The 24,672-nt window shown below is 62.8% G+C and carries 25 protein-coding genes and 1 pseudogene; 16 read left to right on the top strand and 10 right to left on the bottom strand.

From position 1 onward, the window contains the following. Positions 1 to 5: 5 nt before the first annotated feature. Both AC0L26_RS19890 and AC0L26_RS19885 read left to right on the top strand, forming a co-directional pair. The gene (locus tag AC0L26_RS19890) at positions 6 to 608 is read left to right on the top strand and encodes a TetR/AcrR family transcriptional regulator (RefSeq protein ID WP_473634085.1); all 603 of its coding nucleotides are present in this window, start codon (positions 6 to 8) and stop codon (positions 606 to 608) included. Further along, positions 605 to 1,471 (top strand): alpha/beta fold hydrolase, encoded by an 867-nt coding sequence (locus AC0L26_RS19885; RefSeq protein ID WP_473634084.1) that lies wholly within the window; start codon positions 605 to 607, stop codon positions 1,469 to 1,471. Before AC0L26_RS19890 ends, AC0L26_RS19885 begins: the two co-directional genes overlap by 4 nt. A 267-nt stretch (positions 1,472 to 1,738) precedes the next feature. On the opposite strand, the gene AC0L26_RS19880 is transcribed toward AC0L26_RS19885, so the two are convergent. From AC0L26_RS19880 to AC0L26_RS19865, 4 genes are all read right to left on the bottom strand, one after another. Next, on the bottom strand, positions 1,739 to 2,140 hold the full coding sequence (locus AC0L26_RS19880; protein WP_473634083.1) for a GFA family protein: 402 nt from the start codon (positions 2,138 to 2,140) through the stop codon (positions 1,739 to 1,741). A gap of 25 nt (positions 2,141 to 2,165) precedes the next feature. Next, complete coding sequence (locus tag AC0L26_RS19875; RefSeq protein WP_473634082.1) at positions 2,166 to 3,224, bottom strand: Gfo/Idh/MocA family protein; 1,059 nt, start codon at positions 3,222 to 3,224, stop codon at positions 2,166 to 2,168. 73 nt (positions 3,225 to 3,297) lie between these two features. Next, positions 3,298 to 4,083, bottom strand: a complete 786-nt coding sequence (locus tag AC0L26_RS19870; RefSeq protein WP_473634081.1) for a ThuA domain-containing protein — start codon at positions 4,081 to 4,083, stop codon at positions 3,298 to 3,300. A 229-nt stretch (positions 4,084 to 4,312) separates the two neighbouring features. After that, positions 4,313 to 5,785 (bottom strand): DUF2778 domain-containing protein, encoded by a 1,473-nt coding sequence (locus AC0L26_RS19865; protein ID WP_473634080.1) that lies wholly within the window; start codon positions 5,783 to 5,785, stop codon positions 4,313 to 4,315. A gap of 503 nt (positions 5,786 to 6,288) precedes the next feature. Here AC0L26_RS19865 and AC0L26_RS19860 point away from each other — a divergent pair. Then, complete coding sequence (locus tag AC0L26_RS19860) at positions 6,289 to 6,711, top strand: hypothetical protein (protein WP_473634079.1); 423 nt, start codon at positions 6,289 to 6,291, stop codon at positions 6,709 to 6,711. Positions 6,712 to 6,769: 58 nt separating this feature from the next. Here AC0L26_RS19860 and AC0L26_RS19855 read toward each other — a convergent pair whose 3' ends face one another. After that, positions 6,770 to 8,209: an FAD-binding oxidoreductase gene (locus tag AC0L26_RS19855; protein ID WP_473634078.1), complete on the bottom strand. Its 1,440-nt coding sequence runs from the start codon at positions 8,207 to 8,209 to the stop codon at positions 6,770 to 6,772. Between the two features lie 252 nt (positions 8,210 to 8,461). Here AC0L26_RS19855 and AC0L26_RS19850 point away from each other — a divergent pair, with 252 nt between their 5' ends. After that, complete coding sequence (locus tag AC0L26_RS19850) at positions 8,462 to 8,725, top strand: hypothetical protein (protein ID WP_352931426.1); 264 nt, start codon at positions 8,462 to 8,464, stop codon at positions 8,723 to 8,725. 269 nt (positions 8,726 to 8,994) lie between these two features. Here the strand turns inward: AC0L26_RS19850 and AC0L26_RS19845 are convergent, their stop codons facing one another. From AC0L26_RS19845 to AC0L26_RS19835, 3 genes are read right to left on the bottom strand one after another with little or no spacing between them, the layout of a single operon-like run. Further along, on the bottom strand, positions 8,995 to 10,209 hold the full coding sequence (locus tag AC0L26_RS19845; protein WP_473634077.1) for an NAD(P)/FAD-dependent oxidoreductase: 1,215 nt from the start codon (positions 10,207 to 10,209) through the stop codon (positions 8,995 to 8,997). Then, positions 10,206 to 10,919 (bottom strand): methyltransferase domain-containing protein, encoded by a 714-nt coding sequence (locus AC0L26_RS19840; RefSeq protein WP_473634076.1) that lies wholly within the window; start codon positions 10,917 to 10,919, stop codon positions 10,206 to 10,208. Before AC0L26_RS19840 ends, AC0L26_RS19845 begins: the two co-directional genes overlap by 4 nt. Continuing rightward, positions 10,916 to 11,983, bottom strand: coding sequence for a type III polyketide synthase (locus tag AC0L26_RS19835; RefSeq protein WP_473634075.1), 1,068 nt, complete (start codon positions 11,981 to 11,983; stop codon positions 10,916 to 10,918). The genes AC0L26_RS19840 and AC0L26_RS19835 overlap by 4 nt, the downstream gene beginning before the upstream one ends. An 817-nt stretch (positions 11,984 to 12,800) precedes the next feature. Between AC0L26_RS19835 and cueR the strand changes: the two genes are divergently transcribed. The 3 genes from cueR (at position 12,801) to AC0L26_RS19820 (ending at position 14,539) form a co-directional block, all read left to right on the top strand. Then, on the top strand, positions 12,801 to 13,199 hold the full coding sequence (cueR, locus tag AC0L26_RS19830) for a Cu(I)-responsive transcriptional regulator (RefSeq protein ID WP_473634074.1): 399 nt from the start codon (positions 12,801 to 12,803) through the stop codon (positions 13,197 to 13,199). Further along, on the top strand, positions 13,196 to 13,747 hold the full coding sequence (locus AC0L26_RS19825; RefSeq protein WP_473634073.1) for a cytochrome c: 552 nt from the start codon (positions 13,196 to 13,198) through the stop codon (positions 13,745 to 13,747). The genes cueR and AC0L26_RS19825 overlap by 4 nt, the downstream gene beginning before the upstream one ends. A gap of 123 nt (positions 13,748 to 13,870) precedes the next feature. Next, positions 13,871 to 14,539, top strand: a complete 669-nt coding sequence (locus tag AC0L26_RS19820) for a phytochelatin synthase family protein (RefSeq protein WP_473634072.1) — start codon at positions 13,871 to 13,873, stop codon at positions 14,537 to 14,539. A gap of 98 nt (positions 14,540 to 14,637) precedes the next feature. On the opposite strand, the gene AC0L26_RS19815 is transcribed toward AC0L26_RS19820, so the two are convergent. Beyond that, on the bottom strand, positions 14,638 to 15,492 hold the full coding sequence (locus tag AC0L26_RS19815; protein ID WP_473634071.1) for a helix-turn-helix domain-containing protein: 855 nt from the start codon (positions 15,490 to 15,492) through the stop codon (positions 14,638 to 14,640). Positions 15,493 to 15,665: 173 nt separating this feature from the next. On the opposite strand from AC0L26_RS19815, the gene AC0L26_RS19810 reads away from it, so the two are divergent. From AC0L26_RS19810 to AC0L26_RS19780, 7 genes are all read left to right on the top strand, one after another. Then, positions 15,666 to 16,430, top strand: a complete 765-nt coding sequence (locus tag AC0L26_RS19810; RefSeq protein ID WP_473634070.1) for a phytanoyl-CoA dioxygenase family protein — start codon at positions 15,666 to 15,668, stop codon at positions 16,428 to 16,430. Between the two features lie 211 nt (positions 16,431 to 16,641). Next, positions 16,642 to 17,664 carry an ABC transporter permease gene (locus AC0L26_RS19805; RefSeq protein WP_473634069.1) on the top strand — a complete coding sequence of 341 codons (1,023 nt, stop codon included), beginning with the start codon at positions 16,642 to 16,644 and terminating at the stop codon, positions 17,662 to 17,664. A gap of 69 nt (positions 17,665 to 17,733) precedes the next feature. Next, positions 17,734 to 18,702, top strand: a complete 969-nt coding sequence (locus AC0L26_RS19800; RefSeq protein WP_473634068.1) for a sugar ABC transporter substrate-binding protein — start codon at positions 17,734 to 17,736, stop codon at positions 18,700 to 18,702. A gap of 60 nt (positions 18,703 to 18,762) precedes the next feature. After that, positions 18,763 to 20,280 (top strand): sugar ABC transporter ATP-binding protein, encoded by a 1,518-nt coding sequence (locus tag AC0L26_RS19795; protein WP_473634067.1) that lies wholly within the window; start codon positions 18,763 to 18,765, stop codon positions 20,278 to 20,280. 23 nt (positions 20,281 to 20,303) lie between these two features. Further along, positions 20,304 to 21,302 carry a ribokinase gene (locus tag AC0L26_RS19790; protein WP_473634066.1) on the top strand — a complete coding sequence of 333 codons (999 nt, stop codon included), beginning with the start codon at positions 20,304 to 20,306 and terminating at the stop codon, positions 21,300 to 21,302. Next, positions 21,299 to 21,760 carry a D-ribose pyranase gene (rbsD, locus tag AC0L26_RS19785; RefSeq protein WP_352931400.1) on the top strand — a complete coding sequence of 154 codons (462 nt, stop codon included), beginning with the start codon at positions 21,299 to 21,301 and terminating at the stop codon, positions 21,758 to 21,760. The genes AC0L26_RS19790 and rbsD overlap by 4 nt, the downstream gene beginning before the upstream one ends. 1 nt (position 21,761) lies before the next feature. Beyond that, entirely contained in the window at positions 21,762 to 22,592 is an 831-nt protein-coding gene (locus AC0L26_RS19780; RefSeq protein WP_473634065.1) for a 3-methyl-2-oxobutanoate hydroxymethyltransferase, read from the top strand. Here AC0L26_RS19780 and AC0L26_RS19775 read toward each other — a convergent pair. Then, positions 22,589 to 22,726, bottom strand: coding sequence for a hypothetical protein (locus tag AC0L26_RS19775; RefSeq protein ID WP_473634064.1), 138 nt, complete (start codon positions 22,724 to 22,726; stop codon positions 22,589 to 22,591). The genes AC0L26_RS19780 and AC0L26_RS19775 overlap by 4 nt on opposite strands. A 47-nt stretch (positions 22,727 to 22,773) precedes the next feature. Between AC0L26_RS19775 and AC0L26_RS19770 the strand changes: the two genes are divergently transcribed. Together AC0L26_RS19770 and AC0L26_RS19765 are read left to right on the top strand one after the other, a co-directional pair. Beyond that, positions 22,774 to 23,721 carry a helix-turn-helix domain-containing protein gene (locus AC0L26_RS19770; protein WP_473634063.1) on the top strand — a complete coding sequence of 316 codons (948 nt, stop codon included), beginning with the start codon at positions 22,774 to 22,776 and terminating at the stop codon, positions 23,719 to 23,721. 188 nt (positions 23,722 to 23,909) lie between these two features. Further along, positions 23,910 to 24,557 (top strand): annotated as a pseudogene (locus AC0L26_RS19765) (TonB-dependent receptor plug domain-containing protein); the annotation flags it as partial. Positions 24,558 to 24,672 lie beyond the last annotated feature (115 nt).

Here is a 24,672-nt window from a genome sequence, read left to right as displayed (position 1 = left end):
AAAACATGCGCTACGAGAAGGGCAGGAAAGACGCATCGCGGCAGCGGATTATGGATGTGGCGACCGAACGGTTTCGCTCCGACGGCATCGCTGCATCAGGTCTCGCCGGCATCATGGGCGAGGCGGGGCTGACCAATGGAGCTTTCTATCCCCATTTTCCATCGAAGGCGGCGCTTGTGCGTGAGAGTGTGGCGGCCGCCCTGGAGGTTCAGGCGACCCAGATTCAGGAGCTATTGGCCACCGGTGGCCTGTCAATGGCCATCGACGCGTATCTGTCGGCGGACCACCGGGACAATCCGGGCAGAGGTTGCGCTTCAGCCGCGCTGTTGCCCGAAATCGCGCGTGAGCCGGTCGAGACGCGCCAAGTCTACGCCGAGCACCTGCTCAAGCTCGTACGCCCGGTGGCGGCCGAACTTACGCCCGACGCCCGCAACCTCGAAGATGTCGCGTTCGGTGTCTTTGCGACCCTGATCGGCACGCTTGAGCTGTCGCGCGCGGTGAACGGAACCGAACTGTCCGATCGCATTCTTGAGGCAGGCGCGGTGGCGGCGAAGGCGCTGCTCCAGCCCCGCGAGAACGGCAAGCCAGCGGAAAGGAAATCCTCATGAACGTGCACCAGCTATCGCGACCTGCCGCGATCATCAAACACAGGGACGTGCCGACGAAAACGGTCGACGTCGGCCGCACGAAATTCGCCTACCGGGAGCTTGGCCCCGCGTCAGGGGTACCGGTGATCTTTCTCACCCATCTGAGTGCGGTTCTCGACAATTGGGATCCCCGGGTCGTCGATGGCATTGCCGCAAAGCGGCGGGTCATCACCTTCGACAACCGTGGTGTTGGTGCATCAGCCGGCTCCACTCCCAACACGGTGGAGGCGATGGCCCGCGACGCGATCGCCTTCATCCGCGCCCTCGGTTTCGAACAGGTCGATCTGCTCGGCCTATCTCTCGGCGGCTTCATCGCCCAGGCGATTGTTCAGTTGGAGCCTGATCTGGTTCGCAAGATCATCCTCGCGGGAACCGGCCCAGCCGGAGGTACCGGCATCGACAGGGTGACGTTCGTCACCATCTTCGACATGATCCGCGCCGCACTGACCATCAAGGACCCAAAGAACTACCTCTTCTTCACCCAAAGCGCCAACGGCAAGAAGGCGGCGCGCGAGTTTCTGCAGCGATTGAAGGAGCGGACCAATGACCGCGACAAGCCCATCGCGCTCGGCGCCTTCAACCAGCAGCTCAAGGCAGTTCGTGCCTTTGGCCGGGAGCGCCATGCCGACCTGTCGCGTATCCGGCACCCCATCCTCGTGGTCAATGGCGATCAAGACAGAATGGTGCCCACCAGCAATTCCCTCGACATGGCACGGCGCTTTCCCAATGCCGAGTTGGTTCTGTACAAGGACGGCGGGCATACGGCCATTTTCCAGTATCACGGCGCCTTCGTGGAAAAAGCCCTGGACTTCCTCGAGGCGTGACGCATCGGCCCGAAACTCGGAATCGATTTCGGAAAGCACGGTGCGCAGATTCAAAAGTGCTAGAGCGTACTTTCCAAGTGGACGCACGTCGCTCTGGCGCGGCCCGCTTGGTCCGACCCATCGGGCGACGATCAGCCGTCGTCTGCAAATGCCAGCCGACTTCCGAAATGGGGCATGAGTTGGCCGGTCGCTCGTGAACGCTTAGGGTCGACCGCTCAGAGTGATTGGATTTTGCCCTAAAACCTCAGCCTTCCGCGGCCGGCGTCTTCAGCCGAACGTCGCCAGAGGCTCAGTGCGGACTTCGACCCACTCGCAGCGCCGGCTGTCGTGATAGAAGGACAGGAAGGGCGGCGGGAACGATGGGTCGGCGAAAGCACCCACCGGGATGGCAATCAGACCGGACTGGACATCGATCCGGTAATGGACGGTGGTGCCGCAATCCGGGCAGAAGTTGTAGGTGACGCGGCCGCCCTCGTCACCAATACGCGTGAACTCCGCCGATCGCCCCTCGATCGATACTTTATCCCAGGGAAACCGCGCATTGAAGCTGAACGCACTGCCGGTGCGCCGCTTGCAGGCCAGGCAATGGCAGACGGAGACGCGTACCGGCTCGCCCGAACAGGTGGCTGATAGCTGACCGCAGGAACATTCGGCGCGGCGCGTGACCATGGCTGGACCCTTTCAGCGAACGACATCAATGGGTTTCGGCATGGGCCCTGAGCTCAGCCCTCTTCTCGTCGGAGACGACGGCAAGGTCGAGCACCTTCTGCAATTCGGCCGCATGGCGGAACGACGGCTCGGCCTGAACGCCGCTGCGCACCGCATCGACAAAGCGTTGGTAGTTGGTCGGCACCGTTCCGGCATCGACGACCTGCCATTTGGCGTTCTCGATGTTCTCGCCCATGCACACTTTCAGCTCCGAGCCGTTCAGATTGTGCACGACTTCGATGCCGCCCTTGTCGCCATAGATGCGCAGCCGCAATTCGTTCAGATGACCGGTTGCCCAGCGGCTGGCATGGACGACGCCGAAAGCGCCGTTGCTGAAATCCAGCGCCATGGTGAAGCTGTCATTGGCGTCGAGCTCGTACTCGCCGATCCGGTTGCCGGGCGCCTTGTCAAAGGACCTGAGGCGGCAGAACACATGGTCGACGTCGAGTGCGGCGCCATAGCTGGCGAAATCGAGGATGTGGATCCCGACATCCCCCAGCACGCCATTGGAGCCGTGCCCGCGTGACAGCCGCCACAGCCATTTCGGATCGGTGCGCCAGTCGCCCCAGAATTTGGAGACCAGCCAGCTCTGCAGATAGGACGCTTCGACGTGCCTGACCTGACCGATCTCGCCGGCAAGCACCATGGCGCGCGCCTTCTGCAGCGGGGCGACGTTGCGATAGGTCAGGTTGACCATGTTGATGATGCCGGCTCGCTCGGCGGCATCGGCCATTTCGTTGGCTCTCTGGTAATTTTCGGCCAGCGGTTTTTCGCACAGCACCGGCTTGCCCGCCGCGACCAGCATCATGGTGGTCGGATGGTGGATGCGATCCGGCGTTACGTTCGCCACCGCGTCGAACTTGTCCCATGCGAGCGCGTCTTCCAGCGACGCGAACCGGTTGGGGATGTTGTTGATGTCCGAAAACTTGTCGACACGCTTGCGGTCGACATCGACGGCGCCGACCAGTTCGACGCCCTCGATCTTACCGAACTGCCTGGCGTGCTCCTCCGCCATCCAGCCGGTGCCGAGTATCAACAGACGCATGATTCTTATCCTTAGGATTGGGCTTTATCTTGTTGTTCGACCGTGGATTTTCCGAACCGAAGCCTCGGGATGGCTAGCGATAGCCGGCTTCATCAGCGGCATGGAGTTTTCCACCGCGCTCGACGATCGGCTCGAGCGCCTTTTCCACCGGCACGTTCGGCGCGTCGAGGATGGCTGGGTTTGACCCCTGCGGGTTGTGCGCCCATTTCACTGCATTGCGCAGCACCTTCTGCACGATGGCGTCGTGATAGGTCGGATAGGTTTCGTGACCTGGCCTGAAATAGAAAATGTTGCCGGCGCCGCGGCGATAGGTCAGCCCCGACCGGAACACTTCGCCGCCCTGGAACCAGGAGATGAAAACCGTTTCCAGCGGCTCCGGCACGGCGAACTGCTCGCCATACATCTCCTCATTCTCGAGCTCGAAATACTCGCCGATCCCGGCAGCGATCGGGTGGTTGGGGCTCGTCACCCAGAGCCGCTCGCGCTCGCCGGCCTCGCGCCATTTCAGCGTGCAGGGCGTGCCCATCAGCATCTTGAATATCTTCGAGAAATGGCCGGAATGAAGGACGATCAGCCCCATGCCTTCCCAAACGCGGCGCGCCACACGCTCGACGACTTCGTCGGCGACGGCGCCATGGTCCTTGTGTCCCCACCACAGCAGCACATCCGTTTGCGCCAGACGGTCGGCCGGCAAGCCATGGTCCGGCTGCTCGAGCGTCGCCCATGAGACGGAAATTTCGGGATCGAGCTTCAGCGCGTTGGCAATCGTTGCGTGCATGCCCTCGGGGTAGATCCCCGCAACCACCTCATTGGTCCGCTCGTGGATATTCTCGCCCCAAACGACAGCGCGTATAGTCATAACATCCTCGTTGATTGGTTGAAGCCGCCGCCCGGCACCTCCAGTCATAGTATCCCTGAACAGGATTGAAAACCTTCGAGATTGGCCGAAATCTTCCCACAGCTTCGTCATCCCGCGGCGAAACGGGAGCGAAGCGACGTCGCGAAGACCCTGGGATGAAGAAGCCATGAAGACGGCCATCGCGGCGACCTGCGCCGCGCCTTCCGGCACGACCTGCATCAGCGGCTTGCTAGCCGCGCACGACGAGACGCTTGACCTTGCCCTTCTTGAAGGCGGCGAGGAAGCGGGCATAGTCCTTGAAGACGACGCAGCCGCTCGATTCTCCGCTGCGGCCGCGCAGCAGGTAGGTGTGCGCAAGAAAGCCGTCCCGACCAAATTTGTTCTTGCCGTCGATAGGAGTGAGACGCAACGCCTCGACGCCATGGAAGCGCGATTCACGCAGCCTTAGATCGTAGGTATGGGGCGGCGTCGGGCCGGCATTCTTCCGGTTGGCGTAGCGCGGCTGGTCGGCCATCGAGCCCAGTCCCGAATGCGCCTCGAGCCGCGAACCATCAGGCATATAGACGGTTTTCGCCGAGATGTCGTAGACGGCGACGCCGCTGCCGACGCCGGGCTTGCTGAACAGGTTGCGGAAGACCCCGCCGCCCGCCGGGCTGTCGGGTTTGGCATAGGCCAGCATGTCTGTGGCCTTCGACCGCTTGGCCGGCTTGCCCGGGCTGCCCTGCATGCCCTGACTGGCTTGCATGCTTGGCATCGCCGCCGGTGACGAACTCCTCGGCGACAAGGCCAGCGCCCGGGGCATCTCGACCTGCGGAGCGTCAGCGATCTGCGCCTTGTTGGCTTTGGATGACTGAGACTGGGCCTTGGCGGCCTTCGATGGCTGGACCTTGGGCGCTTTGGCCCTGGGTGCCTCGACCTTGGGTGTCTCGACCTCGGGCGCCTCTGACCGATCGATTTCCGCCCGCGGGCGGAAGGTCGGCAACGGAACGCTGTCGGGCATTTCGTCCTGCGGCGGCAGCGAGGCCATCTGTACCTCGCCCCCTTGCGGCGCAGCAGGGTCGGCTGTCGCCACCTCCGGCAGCACGTCGATCATCTGTTCCGGCAATGCATTCGCAAGCGCGAGCGCCAGACGGGAAGATCGTTCGACCTCAGCGACCTCCGGCCCGAAGCGCACCGAGGCCGGGCTGTTCTGCTCGGGCAGGCGCACCGGCTCCTCGACGCGCCCGGCCGCCGGCAGGCTGGCAAGCATAGGAGGTGCTGCGTGGGCAAAGGCAGCAGCAAGCTTTTGCGGCGACAGCGCCGCCTTCGCCACCACGCTGTCGAAGCGCGCTTGCGGAGAGATTTCTGCAACAAGCGGCACGGCAGCCGGCTGCGCCAACGGTTTGAGACGCGCCACCTTGCCCTCGTGCATGAAGCTCGCGGCGGCGTGCGCACAGCCGGCATCGCATCGGCTGAGCAGCGACGCCTGACGCTGCCGGCTTGCCAGTGACGGCGCCCAGGAATTGGCTGACGAATTGGTAAGCGCGCGCCGGTGATCGGCGAGCGCGATAGTGCGCGGCGAGAGCAAGCCTTGCGGAAGACTGTTGGAGGCAGCGGTGAGCGAAGTCCCCACCGAATAAAGGCCGGCCAGGGTCGCCACCGACCACAAAGCAATCGCAACGCCAACAACGGGAACCGCGACCCAGCGAAGGCCGGGCCTCATCGAAGTCAACCCAGAATCAGGATTGTCACCCCGGTTATTCAAACGCATAAACGCCATACAACCAACCTCAATCGGCCTTGCGGCATGCGGGACTCGCTGCCGTCATAATCGCAGTCGCCTGGTGCCCCCTGCACGCTTCGCGTCTGTTGCCGATTGATTCAAAGATGGACAAACTTGGTTAACCAATCCCTCAACCGATCGCCGATTTGGCGAAGGTCGATATCAAAAAAGCTCCCTCCCCGACTATGAAAACGGCGGAAATGCCCGCCATACCAGGCTTTGCTGCCCGTTTTTGCCGACCGAGTCAAGAAACCGAACGGACTAGACCTTGCCTGGGTGGGCGACAGCTGAGAGCTGTTTCGGGATAAAAAGCGTCGGATCACCCTGTGATCGTCTGCGCGCACGTTGCGCTTCGGGCGCGGCCTTGCATACAGGTAGATGCGCTTGTGCTAATATACCTTGGTCATGCACATTTGTGCGCGACCAACAAAAGGGAGGATGCGATGGAAGCCATGAATCGCAGGTCTGCAATTGCTCTCGGCGTCACCGCCGCCGCGGTAACGCCTCTGTTGGCTTTGGCGAGATCCGCAACGGCCAAGGAGTACGGCCCGAATGAAGGCACGGAGATTGCGCCCGGCGTCAGACTGGTGGAGGTCGGCACTGGGACCTCCGACATTCCCGCTTACAAGAGCATCTCAATTGTCGACATTGTCTTTCAGCCCGGAGCAGTGGCCCCTGAAATGGTCATGGACAACGACATGGTATGCACGATCGCTGCCGGGGAATTCATGATCAAGAAAGTGGACAAGGAATTCAAACTCAAAGAAGGCGACATGTACACCTGCGCCAAGGGCAAAACCGACGCCGCGACGAACACGAGCGCCGTGGTCGGCGTGCATCGCATTGCGATCTTGATGGCTACCTAGAGAAAATGACGCCCGCGTCCTCGGTCGGGGACGCGGGCCTTGTCGTTGCGTGCCTGTCCTATGCAGCGCGCAGGCTTTCCACCAGGCGCAAATTCTGGTTCATGCGGAACAGGTTCAGCGGGTCGTAACGCTGTTTGATTTCCAGAAGCCGCCGATAGTTGCCGCCATAGGCTGACTCGACCCGGTCGACCTCGTCCTCGGGCATGAAGTTCACATAGGCCGTGCCGGCGGCATAGGGCCTGACCGCTTCGTAAACACCGCGCGCCCAGTCGATGCAGGCGCGGTCCATTTCCGGTTCGCGCCAGCGGGCGTGAACATTCATCACGTAATGCGCGCTGCGCTGCGGAAACGCTGTCGCATCCGCTGTCACGCGGCCTGCGGCACCGCCGACATGGCCGAAGAAGACTTCGCATTCGGGGCCTGGAAGCCTGGATATTGCCGCCGTGACGACCTCGACCGCACTGTCGGAAAGCGCGGTGAAGTCGTGGCTCTTCCAGTAATTGCGGGCACCGGGCGCCAGCAATGGATCGAAAGCCTGCTGCCAGCCGGTGAACGGATTTGGAGCGACGACATCGGCGATCGGTGTGCCGATGGCGCGAAGCCTTTGCGTCGCTCTCTCGCCCTCCCGCAGATCGCCGCAATAACACATGGCCAGAACCAGCACCTCCTTGCCATGCCATTCGACTGGCAGGAACGGCAGCGGCGGCGCCTGCCGCATGACCACCCAGCAGGTCAGTTCGTCGGGCGCCGTCTCGAGTGCTGCCCGGTACTCGCTCAGCACGTTTTCTGCGTCGGCGAAGGGATGAACGACAAGCCCCGACAGCACCTGCGGACCGACATGGTGGAGCTTGAACTCGAACGCCGTGACGATGCCGAAATTGCCGCCGCCGCCGCGCAATGCCCAGAACAGGTCCGGATTCTCGGTCTGGCTGGCGCGCAGCAGCTTGCCGTCGGCGGTAACCACATCGGCGCAGAGAAGATTGTCGATGGTCAGGCCGAATTTCCGCGTGATCCAGCCGAAGCCGCCACCCAGTGTCAGACCCGATATGCCGGTGGTCGAGTTGATGCCGGTCGGCACAGCCAGTTCGAACGCCTGTGTTTCGGCATCTACATCGGCGAGCGTTGCTCCAGGCTCCACCCATGCCCGCCGCGTCGCCGGATCGACGCGCACCGACTTCATCGAAGACAGATCGATCATCAGGCCGCCGTCGCAGACGGCACTGCCGGCGATGTTGTGGCCACCGCCGCGGACTGCGACAAGAAGCCGGTTTTCCCTGGCAAAATTCACCGAGGCGATGACGTCGGCAGCGCCGGCGCAGCGCACGATCAGCCCCGGTCGCCGGTCGATCATGGCATTCCAGATGCTGCGTGCGTCGTCATAGGCTGCGTCGCCTTCCCTCAGCACGGTGCCGCGCAACTGCACCGAAAGCGCCTCCAGGGCCGCGGCATCAACTGTCGTCTTGCCGCGTTCAAGCGTGGTGAGGCTCATGCTGTTCATGGCTTTCCTCCCTATTGCTTTTTCTGAGCTGTTTCCCCTCCACCCGTTTTTGAAGTGTGCTCTTATATTAGATAACACGCAAGTTCAAAGCCGCTTGCTGGCCGGTCTTGCGGCACGTGTCGGTGGTTGGATGGCCGCGCCGGCGGGACAGCCGAGGGATGGACGCAAAATGGCCCTGCCGGTTCGGTCGAGGAACTACGCAGCGGGCCGCGGAGTTAGGCATGTGATCCACATAAGCAGAGGAGAGCTTCTATGGCACCGCGCAGAAAACCCGACGATCCGTCCGAAGGCCCGACAATCGAACAGCAGGATTGGGACGCGATCAAAGGCGGCAAAATTCTACCAGACAGCGTGCCGGGAAACGGCGACATCCGTTATGACCTCGAGAAAGAGGGTGAGCTGCCGGAGGAAGACGACGACAATCCGTACCAGGACAGCGACGAGGCGCTGCCGGACGACGAGGAGGAACGCGCTCTCGCACGTAATCCCTCGAAACAAGATATCGACGAGCCATGAACGGCAGCGCTCCAGGGCCGCAGCTAGTTCCTCGACACAATGATTTTGACAGGTTGGGGCCGGTCGGTAGCGAATGTCCCAGTCTTCAGACAGGAAAAGACCCCGCGGGGAGGAAGCGCGGGGCCTTTGTCCGAGCCGTGCGAACGGCTCCATAGTCGCTGGAGTAGAACGACTGTGTTCCCAACCGCGACCGGCGGTTGTTGTTCCATCGAAACCGAAAAAAACGCGCCCATTTGCGGTTTGCGCCAGCATTGCCGTTTGAACCGCCATTAGACAAAGCCGGGAACCGGCTTTGTCTTTCCGCTTAGTTGCGCACCCCATGTCAGTGCCTGCGGGAAATTCCGGACAATTGCCGCCATCAAGCTGGCGCTACCGGGGCGAAGCGCAATTCCGGCGATAGCTGCAGCGGCGTGGACCCGGGTTGAAAACAGTCTTTTCCAGACCGCCTCGTAGCGTCTGCCGGCAGCCTCGCGCCCTGCACGACCCTTTGGCGCGCAGGCAAGTTCCGACGCCAGCAGCCAGCCTGACTGAAGAGCCATCGAGATGCCCTCGGCGATAACAGGATGAGACTCTCCGGCTGCATTGCCGACGCGAAAGATGTCCCGTTCGTAGCAGGAGCGAATTCCCGGCCGAATCGGACCTGCGGCAAGCCACGGACCGTCGGGGTGAGCCGACTCCAGGACATCCCTGACGCCCCGGCACGATTCGATCAGATTACGGCAGACCGCGTCGGCGGCCGACGCGTGGCTGTGATGTTTGGGGCGACGCTGTTTGCGCAATCGCGCGAGCATATCGCGTCGAATACAGCACGAGATCGACAGCCGGCCATGGTCCGCCGAGACCATGCCGCCATAACCGCCCGGAAACACCAGCAGAGGCATCAGATCAGGCGCCAGCGACGATCCGGTGAAATGCGCCTTGAAGCCGAGCAGGTCCGAAGGGCGGTTGCTCTTTCCGAGCTGGCTGGGCAGCGGTCCGGGTTCCCAGGAGCCATGTGCGGCCACAATCACCGGCGCATGCAATGTTGTCGTTTCGTCTCCGGCTTGAATTCGCACCATTTGCATTTCGCCAGCCCGATCGATGGCGATGGCGCGGCAAGGCTGAAAGATCTCGACGCCCGCCGACCCCGCCGCCTGCAAAAGCAGACAGTCGAGAATGTCCCGGCCAAGCGCCCGGCCGAAGCCGGGCCTTGCAGAAACTCCATTCCTTGCGCGAGGCATCGGCGCCTCGACGCAGGTCTCGCCGGAAAAGAAGCCGACACGGTGGATTTCGGGGCCGGCACTGGCACGCCAGGCATCGCCTATCTCCAACTGGTCCAGAAGCGCAAGATTGCTTGCCGACATGTATTCGCCGCAGACCTTGCGCCGCGGGAACGCGCTCTTTTCCACAATGGCCACGGCCCATCCGCACCGGGCCAGCGTAAGCGCGACGGATGTGCCCGCCGGGCCGGCGCCTATGATGATCGCGTCATGGAACCGCGTCATGGGTCGTCACCCGCGCTGGAGCCGACGAAAATGTGGGAAAAAAGGCCGGCACTCCGTTCCTCGAGCGGTTTGCCGTTCACTGCCCGCCAGAGACCGGAAAGCTCGCTGCCGCGAAAGCCGGCGCGCACGCTTTGAGCCGCGTCGTTTCTGGTGACGTCATTGGCGCCGATTGCCGGGAGAAGACGGGTTGCAGCAAGTGCCAGTTTCGTCCGCGACGGCTCAGTCGCCAACAGCAACGGCGCTTTCGGCGCCATCAGCGAAAACAGACGCACGAGCTCGGCATCGTGGAAATGATGCAAAAACAGATTGACGGTGATCGCGTCGAACCGCGTGTCCTCATTCTTTCTGGCCCAGTCGAAGACATCGGCGGCGACGCCTTCGACCGCCCATCCCAGCCTGTCGAAATCACCACGCAATTGCGCGGTGATAAGGTCGACGCGGTCGAGCATTACCAGTTCGACCCCAGGCCATTGCCCAACCATGCGCCGCGCTACCGCCAGCATGAATTTGCCATCGCCAGCGCCGATCTCCAGAATGCGGCGTGGCGGCCTTGGCACAAATTTCCTGAGCAGCGACGCCATGATCTTCGTCTGAAACATCAGCGCGTTGATCCGACGGAGATCGCGGCGTGCGGCAAGTGCTCGCGGATCGTCGGCCGCAAGCCCGTCGAGGATTTCCGGCTCAAGCTGGCGGTGCTCCAGGCCGCTCATGACACAGTTCGAAAAAGCATGGTTTCGGCCGTCAGCCCGGGTCCGAAAGACATGCCGCAGCCGAGCAGGCCCGGCGGCGCCTTCAACATTTCCTTCATCACGAACATGACGGTCGCGGACGACATGTTTCCAAACCGGCGCAACACCTCACGCGATGGTTCCAGGGCGGTGGGCGCGAGCTTCAGAGCCCTCTCGACAGCGTCGAGAACCGAACGTCCACCGGGGTGCACGGCCCAAAGGCCGATCGCTTCCGTCGTCCGGCCGCCGAGGATGGCGTCCCGGTTGGTCCGCAATGCCTCATGAATCGCTGCCGGGACCTGTCCGGAAAGAACCATGTCGAAGCCGTGGTCGCCAATGCTCCAGCTCATCAGATCCCGCTTTTCGTGTGCCACGACACAGTGAAAGCTGTCAAGCTCGATGCCGCGAGACTCAGCGGTGACGAGCGCGGCCGCACAGCCGTCGCCCCAGAGGCAGAACGACAGCAGCTTCTCCAGCTCGGTGGTTTCGCGCAGATGCAGCGTGCAGAGTTCGATATTGACCAGGAGGACCTTGGCGTGCGGGTCGGAGCGGACGATGTGGCGGGCAAGCTTGAGGCCATTGATCGCCGCGTAGCACCCCATGAAACCGATCATCGTGCGTTCGACCCTGTCCGACAGGCCGCATCGCGCAACCAGCTCCAGGTCGATGCCGGGCGCCGAAAAACCGGTGCAGGTGGTGACGATGAGATGGGTGATGCGGGAAGCGCCGTCACCAAGCCGCAAACCGTCGACGCATTTTTGCGCCAGAACAGGTGCGGCATGACAGAACATTGCCATTCTCTCGGCCGTTCCAGGAAAGGCGCCCCGGATAAAAGTCCCGGCAAGATCGGCAGTTAGTCCCTCGGGATCGCCGGCAGGTGCAAAACAGGAATACCGGCGCTCGATGCCGGCAAGATCGGCCATGCGTTCGAAAATCCTTCGGCGATCGGCCGCAAGCATGGAAGCCGCGAAACGCAGATAGAATTGATGAACCTCATGCTCCGGCACCGCTGTCGCGATCCGGTTGATATAGGCTTTGGCCGGCATATTCTGTCTCCTCGGCGCGTGCACGGTGTAAAGTGCCGCCGGAGGTGTTTGCTCATCGGCACCAGATGTTGGGCATCAGGTTTTGAGCGTTGTTCGACAAACGTTTCCGCAAACTGGTTTCATCCCGAAATCCCGCATGCACTGTTGCCTGGCGATACTGCTGTGCGCCGCACTAGAAACATATGCCCCATCAGAGAGGTGTCCACCGGAGAGCCCTCAATTCCGGCAAGATGCGAGCACGGCCGAGGCGCCATGCGCCCGATCCTCAATGGGGCGCTGACTTTTCTGCATCAATGGAACATTAGCGCATACTAACAGTTGTAGGATGACAGCGAATATCTCCCGGATATTGGCTGCTGGATCGGGGCCCGTACTCCGGTCGGCCCGCGCTCCTCCAGAGGCGCGGGCTTTCCCGATCCCAAGAACAGTTGCCGGCTTGAAGCGCCAGTTTTGGAACGAGAACGCCGTGAGGGCGTTCGCTATAAATTATGGCCAGCTGCCACAAGGCTCGCGGCAGAGACAAAGGAGAACTGTCATGAACAATATCATCTGGCTGGTTGGGGCCGTTGTTATCGTAATCGCGATACTCAGCTTCCTTGGCCTTCGCTAACACATTCGCTTTAGCGAGGATCCGCCGCGTGAATAGATAGGACTTGGGTCGGCTCTGGAACTACTAAAGGCGCGCTAACGACCCTGCTCACGATACCGCGTCTCGTCATCCTCCTCCCGAACGGGCTGCAACGCGTGAAAATCACCCTGGCACTTGACCTTCCAGTTGCTGGAAGGTCTATTTTCTTTGCGAACGGAGATTTTCATCATGAACATTGGCATCGCTTCCGAAAGATCCGGCCTGCCGTCCAAGACGATACGCTATTACGAGGACATCGGGCTTTTGCGCCCGGCCCGGACGGAGAATGGCTATCGTGACTATTCGGCAGACGACATCCACCGCTTGCGGTTTCTGCAGCGCTCGCGCAGCCTGGGTTTTTCGGTCGACGAGTGCCGCCAGTTGCTTTCGCTGTACCAGGATAAGGAGCGCGAGAGCGCCGACGTCAAAGCTATCGCCGGGGCCAAGCTGCAGGAGATCGACAGGAAGATCGCCGAACTGATGGGCTTGCGCGGCCTGTTACATCATCTGGTCGAGCATTGCCATGGCGATGAGCGGCCGGACTGCCCGATCATCGACGAACTGGCGGGAGAAGGCATGGTTCAGTGAAATGGACCGCCGCCACCGCGATGCTCTCGCTTGCCTGTGCCTCTGCGGTGATGGCAGCCGCCGGACCTGACCCAATCATCGCCTCGCGCCAGGCCTCGATGAAGGAGATGGCTACAGCCGCGAAAACGATCGCCGGGATGTTCGATGGCAAGTTGGCCTATGACGCCGCGGCCTTCAAGGCGGCAGCCGGAACCATTCGCGCCCGCACCGGCCCTGCGCTCATTGCGGAATTTCCCAGCGCGACATTGGGGGCGCCTTCGGGTGCCAGGTTGGAAATCGATCAGGCCCGTTCGGAATTCGAGGCGCTGGCCCGTCACATCGGGACGCTGGCGACCACGCTTGCCGCCAAGGCCGAGCGGGCGCCCGCCAGCATTACCGACGACATGAGGATGGGTTCCAGCCCGGCGATGGACGGCGGCAGCCTGCTTGGCAAGCGGCCGGCAGCGGCGCGAGCCGATCCTGCCAGCACTCCCGCCGAGCACCTCCTGCATCTTATCCTGCAGGATTGCTCAAGCTGTCATTCGAAGTTCCGGCAGAAGGTGCTGTGAAGGCCCGACCGTTCTGAGGGATCTGTGCCGGACCGAATGGTTGATTGGCGGGATGTGACGCCTGATTGACGTTGCGGTGGCTTTTCTTCATTGTCCGATTGCTGCCTGCCGAGAGGTTCAGCAATGAAGCGCAGTCTCGCTTTCGGTGTGATTGTGATCGCCGTCGTCGGTCTGCTGGGCGGCGCTGCAATTTTGATTGCTGGTCAGTCCAGAGTTTCGCAAGACGCAATCCAGTCATCGGTTATCCGCACCCCTGAATTGATCGACAGCGCCTGGAAGCTGCCCGTGGCTGCCACCTTCAACGCCGACGTCATATGGCAATCGAACGGGTCGAGGTGCGGCCCGGCAAGTGTCGCAAACACATTCCGCTCCATCGGCGAGGAGGAGACAACCGAAGCCGAAGTCCTCGCGGGAACGGGAAAGTGCTGGACGGGCTTCTGCATCATCGGGCTCACGCTGGACGAGCTTGCCGAGGTCGCTCGAACGAACACCAAGCGGAAGGTCTCCGTGCTTCGGGATCTGAGCGCCGATGCGTTTCGCGAGCACATGAAGCGCGCCAACGATCCTAGCCGCCGCTACATCGTCAACTTCACCCGTGAGAAGATTTTCGGCGCCGGCGTTGGCCATTTTTCCCCGGTCGGAGGGTATCTGGAGGCCGAGGACATGGTCTTCGTGCTCGACGTAAACGAGGACTACAGGCCCTGGCTGATCGAGCGAGAGCGCCTGTTCTCAGCCATGGACACAATCGATAGCGACGGCGACAAAAAGCGCGGCTTGCTGCTTATCGAGTAGCACCGTTCGGAAAGCGGCAGGACCCCCGCCGCGTCGGCAGCCAAACGTCTCGTTGGGCGTCCGACAAATGCGACGAAGAGTTCAAACGCAAAAGCGCTCTAATGTCCCGGCCCGGCGCTCAACTCGCTACGGCGCCAGGCGGCCGGGGAGATTCCCACCGAACGCTTGAACTCCCGCCCGAAATGATAGACGTCGCAGAAGCCGCAGGCCTCGGCGATCTCGGCCAGTTTTTGATCGCTCTGCACCAGCAGCGATTGCGCCTGCATCAGCCGCTCGCGCATCAGCCATTGGTGCGGGCTTGTCCGCAGGTGTTTTTGGAACAGCCGCCGGATCTGAGAGGGGCCGAGCCCGGTAACAGCAATCAGGTCAGGTGCGGTCCAGGCAAATCCGGGTTCTGCACGCATGGCGTCCAGGGCAGCGGCAAGCGGCTTCGGCAAATCATCGGTGCCGGTGCCGGCGAGCGCCCGGTCGACCAGAAGCACGAATTCGGCAACCAGCTGGTTGAGCCTGAGGTCAATGCTGGCGTCTCGCCGCCGCAGCGCGGCAAACAGCCGCTCGAACCACGCAACCGGGCTCATGGCTTCCGTGAACACGGCCCGCAAGGTCCCCTCGCCGAACAGCTTGCGCCGCAGGATTGCCGGGTCCGGCCCGTCGAGCCTGAACCAGAGCAGGCTCCACGGATCGTGCTCGTCGGCGGCATGGACATGCGGCGCCTCGTTGGCCATCCACACCAGTTGGCCCGGCCGTACATCGAGCCGCTGCCCCAGCGTCTCCACGACGCCCCGGCCCGACAGGCAATAGAGGATGTCCTGACCGGGATAGGCCGCGCGTTCTATCCGGTAATCCGGTGCCGCGGCGACCTTGCCGGCGCGCAGCACGCTGAACGCCGTGCGTGTCCATCCGGAGGCCGGCACATAGTGGAAACTCTCGAGAACCGACGTTCTTGCCCGCATGCGCGTTTTATACAAAAACTGCGCGGTGCTGTCCATTTCGTTCCCTGCCAGGCGCCGCTATGGTCGTTCTCAAGAGGCAGGCGAGGTCGGCATTCGAGACCTCGCTCTTCCCAAGGCCTTCAAGGCGCGTGCGCCGCTGAGGGCCCGTTCGCGAAGACCAGGGAGGCAAGACGATGCTCGCGATGACCAAGGAAGAAACGGAACGTTACATCAGCGAAGGGTACATTATCCGCAAGGGGCTGCTGAGTGTGGCCGAGGTGGACGATTTTCGTGACCACGCACGCAAGCAGCTGGAGGCCGAGACCAAGAGCGGCGCCGTCATGGCCAAGGGCGACAAGGAAGGCAAGACCACCCTCCTGAAGATGTGGACCAAGGCCGAGGACGACAAATATGGTCTATTGGCGCGCGACGAGCGCATGGTCGATCTCGCCGAGGATGCCGTCGGCAAACCGATCTATCTCTACAGCCACAAGATGACAATGAAGCAGCCCAATGAGGGCGGCGCCTGGGAATGGCACCAGGATTTCGGCTACTGGTATAATTACGGCTGCCTCGCGCCGGAGATGATGAGCATCTATGTCGCGCTCGACAAGGCGACGCGCGAGAATGGCTGCCTGCAGGTGCTCAAGGGTTCGCACAAGCTCGGCCGTCTCAACCACATCCGCGAGAACGATCAGACCAATGTCGAGCAGGAGCATCTGGAGGCCGCGCTGAAGCGCTACGAGCATATCTATGTCGAGATGGAAGCCGGCGACGCGCTGATCTTCGACGGCAATCTGCTGCACCGCTCGGATGCCAATCGCTCGGATACCTATCGCTGGGGCTATATCTGCTCCTACAACGCTATCGAGAACGCGCCGTTCAAGAAGGTGCGAGAATACGGAAACTACGACGAGTTGCGCAAGGTGCCTGCCGGTTCGTTCCGCAAGGCGTCCTGACGTCAAAAGCGGGTGCGGGCAATCACGCCCACCATGATGGGAAAGATCGTGGAGAAGCAGGGAGATAGAGCCGCATCCTGATTCTGTTCGGGATCATTGGCTTTCATGCATCGGCCCGGGCACGAGCTCGGTACGGGTCGATGATGGAACGGGAGAAGAGTGGCGGCGCCGGTCGTGACCGGCCGTTCACCACGTACAGGGAGGATGCTGTATGGCCGATGCGGTCAGGACCGGCGCGCGCGCGCCAGCCACGGACCGATTGACGTTGGCGCGGCTGTTGCGGGCGCGTGAGGCGGGCGTGTTCATCGCCCTGCTCGTGCTGTGCCTGTTTTTATCCTTCGCCACCGACGGGTTCCTGACATCGCTGAACCTGCTCAATGTCGGTCGCCAGATCTCGTTGCTAGGGATCATGGCGGTCGGCATGACATTCGTGCTGATCGCCGGCGAGGTCGACCTGTCGGTCGGCTCGACCTACGCATTCTCCGGCCTCGCCACCGGCATGCTGATCATCGCCGGCTGGGCGCTGCTGCCGGCGATCGGCGTCGGCCTGCTCACCGGCGTCGCCATAGGGCTCGTCAACGGCGTGCTTTCCACCTATGGCCGGCTGCCCTCGCTGATCGCAACGCTCGGCATGCTGTCGATCGTTCGCGGTGCTGCGCTCATCCTGACCAACGGCCAGCCGGTGACGGTGAACGCCCGCAACGGCGCCCTGCCCGAGGTCCTGCAGACCTTCGGCTTCATGGGCCAGGGTTATCTGTTCAGCATCATCCCGATGCAGCTGGTGTTTTTCGTCATCATCGCAGCACTTGCCTGGGCGGTGCTGGCCTTCTCCAATTTCGGTTTCCGCGTCTACGCCGTCGGCGGCAGCGCCAAGGCCGCGCGCGTCTCAGGCATTTCCGTCAACTCGGTCAAGATCTGCGCTTTTGTGCTGATGGGCGTGCTGGCCGCCTTCGCCGGCATTTTGAGCCTGGCCTTCCTGCCGAGCGGCCAGGCCGGACGCACCGGTCTCGGCCTGGAGCTCGACGTCATCGCCGCGACCATCGTCGGCGGCGCTTCGCTGTCGGGCGGCGAAGGCACGATCCTCGGCACCATTCTCGGCGTGCTGATCATCGGCGTCATGCGCAATGGGCTGGTGCTGATGGGCGTATCGCCCTTCGTGCAGGAACTGATGATCGGTCTGGTCATCATCATAGCGGTCGGCATCGACAAATGGAGCACACGCCGGCCGAGCTGAAAACAGCAATAACCAAGCAACAGGCCAAACCAACAGGCGGCCAAAAGGCCAAACAAGGGAGGACTATCCATGAAACTCAGACATGTCATTCTCGCAGCCGCACTCAGCCTGCTGCCGCTGTCGGCCCATGCCGGCGCCAAGCTGACCGATTTCGCGTTGGCCGAGCGTATCAAGGCCAAGATCGCCGCCGGCGAGCCGCTCGACATCTACGTCTCCTACCATGACGTCTCCAACGAATTCGCGCCGTTCATGAAGGCCGGCGTCGAGCGCGCCGCCAAGGAGGACAAGGTCAGCGCTCAATTCATCGGTCCCGTCGGCGCCGACGCCGACGGCCAGATCAGCGAGATCGAAACGCTGATGGGCAAGATGGATGGCCTGGCGATCTCCTCGGTTTCGACCGACGCGCTGGCGCCGCTGATCGACCGCGTCATCGCTGCCGGCATCCCGGTGGTGACCTTCAACACCGACAATCCGGAGAGCAAGCGCCTCGCCTTCGCCGGCCAGGATCTCGTCCAGTCGGGACGTGAAGCCGGCAAGCTGATGGCCAAGGTGCTAGGCGGCAAGGGCAAGGTGATGATCACCACAATCGACGCCGCCGCCCAGTGGTCGCTCGACCGCGAAAAGGGCGCGCGCGAGGCGCTTACCGCCGAGCCGGGCATCGAGGTGGTCTCGACGCTCAACACCGGCACCGACCCGCAGAAGATCTATTCGGCGATCGAAAACGCCATGCTGGCCAATCCGGCGATCTCGGGCGTGCTGTCGCTCGAATGCTGCTCGACGCCGGCCGCCGGCACCTGGGTCGAGCGCAACAACGCCGCCGACAAGGTCAAGGTGGTCGGCTTCGACCTGCTCGACCAGACGGTGCAGCTTGTCCAAGACGGCAATGTCGAAGCCACGATCGACCAGGCGCCGGAAAAGCAGGGCTTTGCCGCCGTCGACCTGATCGTCCAGTTCCTGAAAGGCCAGACGATCGAAAATCTCGACACCGGCGTCGGCGTCTACACCAAGGAAAACATCGCCGAGGTCGCCAAAAAGTAACAAGCCAGCGTGATGAAGGGCTGCCGGCCTTGGGTCGACAACCCTTCATCCAGCCAGCCAATGACAGAGCAACAGCCCCCTACCCCCATCGTCGAAATCTCCGGCCTGACCAAGCGGTTCCCCGGGGTGCTGGCGCTCGACCGTATTTCCGTCGATTTCCGTGCCGGCGAGGTGCATGCCGTGATCGGCGAAAACGGCGCCGGCAAGTCGACCTTGATGAACATCCTTGCCGGCGACCTGCAGCCGAACGGCGGCGAAATCCGCATCGACGGCAAGCAAGCCACCGTCGCCTCGCCGCTGGCCAGCCGGGCCGCCGGCATCACTGTGGTCTATCAGGAACTGGCGCTCTGCCCGACGCTGACCATCGCCGACAACATCATGATGTCTGAGATGGCGGCGCGCTCGGCCGTGTCGTTGGTGCCGCGCGAGGAGATGCGGCGCGAAGCGCGGGCGGCCTTGACCCGGCTCGGCATGGGCAAGCTCGATCCGGACACCAAAGTTAGCCGGCTTTCCGTCGCCGAGATGCAACTGGTCGAGATCGCCGGCGCCATCCGCCAGCGTGCCCGCCTGCTTGTCCTCGACGAACCGAATTCGGCGCTTTCCAAGCGCGAAAGCGAGCGGCTGTTCGATATTGTCAGGCAATTGCGCAGCGAGGGCGTCACCGTCATCTATGTCTCGCACCATCTCAAGGAAGTGCTCGATCTTGCCGACCGCATCACGGTGATGCGCGACGGCCGCACCATCGAGACGCTCGACAATGATGGCCTGTCGGAAGACCGGCTGATCCGCGCCATGGTCGGCCGCGATCTCGACACGGCGGCGCAATGGTCGCTGCAGTCCGAAGCGCGGTCGGATGCCGCGCCAGTTGTGCTATCCGTCGAGCAGCTGACCGCACCGGGGCTGGACGAGCTGAGTTTTAGCGCCCGCGCCGGCGAAATCCTCGGCATTGGCGGCTTGCCGGATTCCGGCAAGGACACGCTCGGCGAGGCCTTGTTCGGCCTGTGCGGCCGTAGCGGGCGCATCACAATCGACGGCAAGGAACTGCGCGCCGCCGACCCGCATGCCTCGATCCGCAACGGCATGGCTCTGGTGCCGGCGGACCGGCGCGGCGCCGGCGCGCTTTTGTCGATGAGCGTGGCCAACAATGTCGTCTCGGCGTCGCTGCCGCGCTTTTCGCTCGCCGGCTTCATGCGGCGCAGCGCGGTCCGCCGCGAAGCCCGCGCGCAGGTCGCCCGGCTTGACGCGCGCATTTCACATCTCAGCCAGAAACTGGCGACATTGTCGGGCGGCAACCAGCAGAAGATCATCCTCGGGCGCAGCCTCGTCACCAATCCGCGCGTGCTGATCCTGCACGAGCCGACGCGCGGCGTCGATGTCGGCGCCAAGGCCGAGATCTACGCCATCCTGCGCGGCATTGCCGGCGAAGGCGTGGCGGTGGTGATGATCTCGTCGGAGATTCCGGAATTGATCATGAACGCCGAGCGCGTGCTGGTGCTGCGCAACGGCCGGGTCTCGGGTGAACTGACCGGCGCCGGCATCAACGAGGAAGCGATCCTGGCGCGCGCCATGGCGTCCTGAACGAGGCCCCGAACGAGGCATTGATGACCACACCCAAGATCACGCCCAAAATCACAATCGTCGGCAGTTTCGCGGTCGGGCTGACCATGCGGGCGCCAAAACTGCCGATCTTCGGCGAGACGATGCTTGGCACCGATTTCGACATGGGTCCGGGCGGCAAGGGTTCGAACCAGGCCGTCGCCACCGCAAGGCTGGGCGCCGCTTCGTCGCTGCTCGCCATCATCGGCACCGACAAGCTGGCCGGCATCGCCACCGATCTCTACGCCGCCGAAGGGGTGGATTCGAGCCTGGTCACGACGCGCGCCGAGCGCGCCACTGGCGTCGGCTTCATCATCCTCAACGACAAGGGCGAGAATTTCATCATCCTCGACATGGGCGCCAACGAGCTGATGAATGCCGCGACCGTCGATACGGCGGAACCACGCATCGCGCAAAGCGACGTCGTCATGACCGTGCTCGAAGTGCCGATCGCTGCTGCCGCCCGCGCGATGGAGCTCGGCCGCAAGCATGGCGCCCGCACAATCCTCAATCCCGCACCGGCACGCCAGCTTCCCGACGCGATCTTCGCCTCCGTCGACTATCTGACGCCGAACGAGAGCGAATTGCGCATTCTGCTCGGTCTGCCGGCCGACGATCCGCGCTCCTCGCGCGAGCTTGCCGGCGAATTGCGCCGCCGCGGCGTCCGCAACGTGGTGGTGACTTTGGGCCGGAGCGGCGCGCTGATCCTGACCGACGAGCTCGACGTGATGGTGCCGGCGGTGCCGGTCAGCGTGGTCGACACGACCGGCGCCGGCGACGCGTTCAATTCGGGCTTCGCAGTGGCACTCGCCGAAGGCCGCGACATCGTCGATGCGGTCCGCTTCGGCGTCGTCTGCGGCGCGATCGCCTGCACCGAACTCGGCGTTATCCCCGGCCTGCCCCAGCGGGCCAAAGCCGACGCGCTCTACGCTGAAGCCCTGAAGACAACATGGCCTCTAAAGACAACAAAGCCCCTAAAGACAACCAAGAAGGAAACGACATGAACCGAAACCGGCTGCTCAATGCCGAACTGGCGCACGCCATCGCTTCGATGGGCCATGGCGACCTGATGATCGTCTGCGATGCGGGCTTTCCGATTCCTTCGAGCGCCTGGCGCATCGACCTCGCCATCTCGCCTGACGTGCCGGACCTGGAGACCGTGCTGGCGCCGATCGCCGCCAGCTTCATCGCCGAGCGCGTCGGCTACGCCGATACGCTGCCGGTGCACAATGCGCCGCTGCTGGCCAAGCTGAAGCGGCTGTTCCCCGACGCCGATTTCGAAACCACTGAGCACGAGACCATCCTCAGCGAGATGGCGGCTAAGGCCAAAGTCATCGTGCGCACCGGCGCCTTCGATCCGTGGGGCAACATCCTGCTCTATTCCGGCGTCGACGTACCGGCCTGGTTCTCCAAGCCTGGCGTCGTCGCGCCGGACTACTACGCCAAGAAGCTGAAAGGCTGAGATGCCGCGCATCTTCGATTTCGGCGGCCGCGAGGTCGAGCGCAGCGTAACAGTCGCGGATCTGCGCGCGCTCAAGGGAACCGGGCGGCATGCCGCCCAGGTGACGGCGGAGACGACCGATGAGGCGGCGGCCGCCGAGGCCGCCGGCGTCGAGATGGTCGTCTGCCGCGCCGCCAACGTTTCGCGCGTGCGCGAAGGGTCGCGGCGCGTTTTCGTGACAGCGGCCCTCGGCTTCGCCGACGCCATCACCGGCGACGAGATCCTGCGCACGGCGTTTGGCGCCATAACCTCAGGCGCCGATGCAGTGATCACCGGGCGCGGCCATGACAGTGTCCGGCTACTCGCCAACGAACAGATCCCTGTCATGGGGCATCTCGGCTTCGTGCCGCGCAAATCCACCTGGGTCGGCGGCATCAGGTCGGTCGGCAAGACCTCGGCCGAGGCACTGGAACTGTGGGACCGCTTCCGGCGGCTCGAGGATGCCGGCGCCTTCGCCGTCGAATGCGAAATCATCGCGGCCGAGGTGATGGCCGAGATCAACCGCCGCACCTCGCTGGTCACCGTGTCGCTCGGCTCGGGCACCGAGGTGGACGTCATCTTTCTGTTCACCTCGGACATTTGCGGCGAGAACACTCGCGTGCCGCGTCACGCCCGTGCGTGGGGCAATCTGGCTGCCTTGCACCAAGCCGTCAGGGACGCGCGGGTCGAGGCGCTGTCGGGCTTCCGCAAGGAGGTCGCCGGTGGGAGCTATCCAGGCGATACCGAAGTGGCAGCCATTGCCGAAGCGGAGCTCGAGGAATTTCGCGCGCGTCTCGAAGCAGCGCGAAATTAGAGTCCCAAAAGCTCGCCATGGGCGAAGCTGCCGATTTCGCCTTTGCGGGGGAGATCGAATGTCGCTTCGGCTTTCGCCAAACCTCGGACCGCTTGCCCGCTGCTGTCTTTATAAAACTTGATAATTTTCATCATGAAATATATCAAGGCCGAGAGATCATGCAATCACAGGGAATCGGCACGTGGCCTTCGCTCCACGCATGGAAAGTCGCATTCAGGGTTTTTCCGTCATCGGTGGCCTGAAGGCACATGTCTGGGACGGCGTCGTCGCCGATCTCTGGGACGTCTCGTGCGGAGCGAATGCGGAAGGCTATTATGTCTCTCCCGACCCCCGGCTCTTTGTCACGCTGGATGTCGATGGCGACGGCGCCTTTTTCGTCGAGGGCTCGCAGGGCGAATTGCGCCGTCACGACCGGGCATTTTCGATGGCCTACATACCGGCCGGGGTCCCCATCAGAGGCAGGGTCGAGGGCCTGCGCCGCATCAAGCACCTCGATCTGCATTTTGACGAGGCAGCGCTGACGCGCCGCTTCGGCGGCAGCCTGGACCGCGACGCCTTGCATGTGTCGCGGTTTCAGTTTCACGACGACCGGATCGCCATGCTTGCCGGCCTGATCGCGGCCGAATGCAACAGCGGCCAGCCGATGCATGATCTCTACGGCGAGGGCTTGCTGAACGCATTGTTCGCCGGACTTTTCGAGATCGGCCAACCGGGCGGACAGCGGCGGCGCACGCCGCTGTCTCGTCGAAAACTGCGCCTGGTCACCGACTACATCGACGCGCATTGCCTGGGCAAGATCCGTCTCGCCGATCTGGCCGCGCTGACCGGCCTGTCGGAAACCGCAACTAGCCACGCGTTCAAGGCGGCTACGGGTATACCGCCGCACCGTTGGCAGATGCAGGCACGGGTCCGCAAAATCCAGACCATGATGGCGGGCGACTCCGCGTCACTCGGTGATATCGCTGAAGCGACCGGCTTTTTCGATCAGGCACATCTGACACGGGTGTTCAAATCCGTCGTCGGATTGACGCCTGGTGCGTGGATGAGGAGTGCCGGTGGGCGCCAATGCATGTCGCCCAAAAGTGCGCAGCGGTTTTGGGATGACGACATGCATAAAACAAGAACTTAAGCGCGTCGCATCAATCTCATCAGACGCGACGCGCTTTTCCGCAACATCAAGTCGCAATGTCCGCCTTTTGGGACAAAAACCGACAAACCGCGCAAATCCATCCAATGACCCTCACATAAGCTGAGGTAAACAGTCAGGTATATGCGTTTCGAGAACCTGGGGTTTGCCTTATGAACAGAATCTGCCGGATGAAGCCGCTGTTGGCGGGCGCCGCCCTCGCTTTGATCCCGTCCGTGAGCGCGTTCGCCCAGCAAAACGACATCCAGCTCGAGCCTGTGGTGGTCGAAGGCGAGACCGGCGACAGCGCAACCGGACCGGTCGACGGCGTCGTTGCCAAGGAGACAAAGACCGGGTCCAAGACCGCGACCAAGCTCACCGAGATCCCGCAATCCGTCTCGGTGATCGGACGGCAGGAAATTGACGACCAGGGCGCGCAGAAGATAGACGAGTCGCTGCGATATACGGCCGGCGTTTTCACGCAGCCCTTCGGTCCCGACAGCGATACCAACTGGATTTTCATCCGTGGTTTCCAGGCGACGGACACCGGCATCTACATGGATGGACTGCAGCTGTTCAGCTATGGCTTCGGCGGATTCTATATAGATTCCTTCGGGATCGAGCGCATCGAAGTGCTGAAAGGTCCGGCCTCGGTGCTCTATGGCGGCAGCAATCCGGGCGGCATCGTCAACTATGTCAGCAAGCGTCCCGACGGCAGGCAGCGCTATGTCGAAACCGGCATCAACGACGCCGGTAGGGCCTATCTCGGCTTCGACATCGGCGACGTGGCCAGCGACGGCGTGGTCAGCTATCGCGTCAACGGCCGCGGGGGCCGCGGGGGCCGCGCTTAGGGGCGGGACGGCGGGGGGCGCGGGGGGGAGCAGCCCACCCAACACCGGGCGCCCCCCCGGCAGCGCCCGCGGGCGGGGGGGGCCGAAGTTGGGGAATATGAAG

It is taken from the genome of Mesorhizobium sp. WSM4823 (assembly GCF_055811195.1).
Note: the sequence above shows the minus strand (reverse complement) of the source record. Positions and strands in the feature narration are given on the sequence as shown.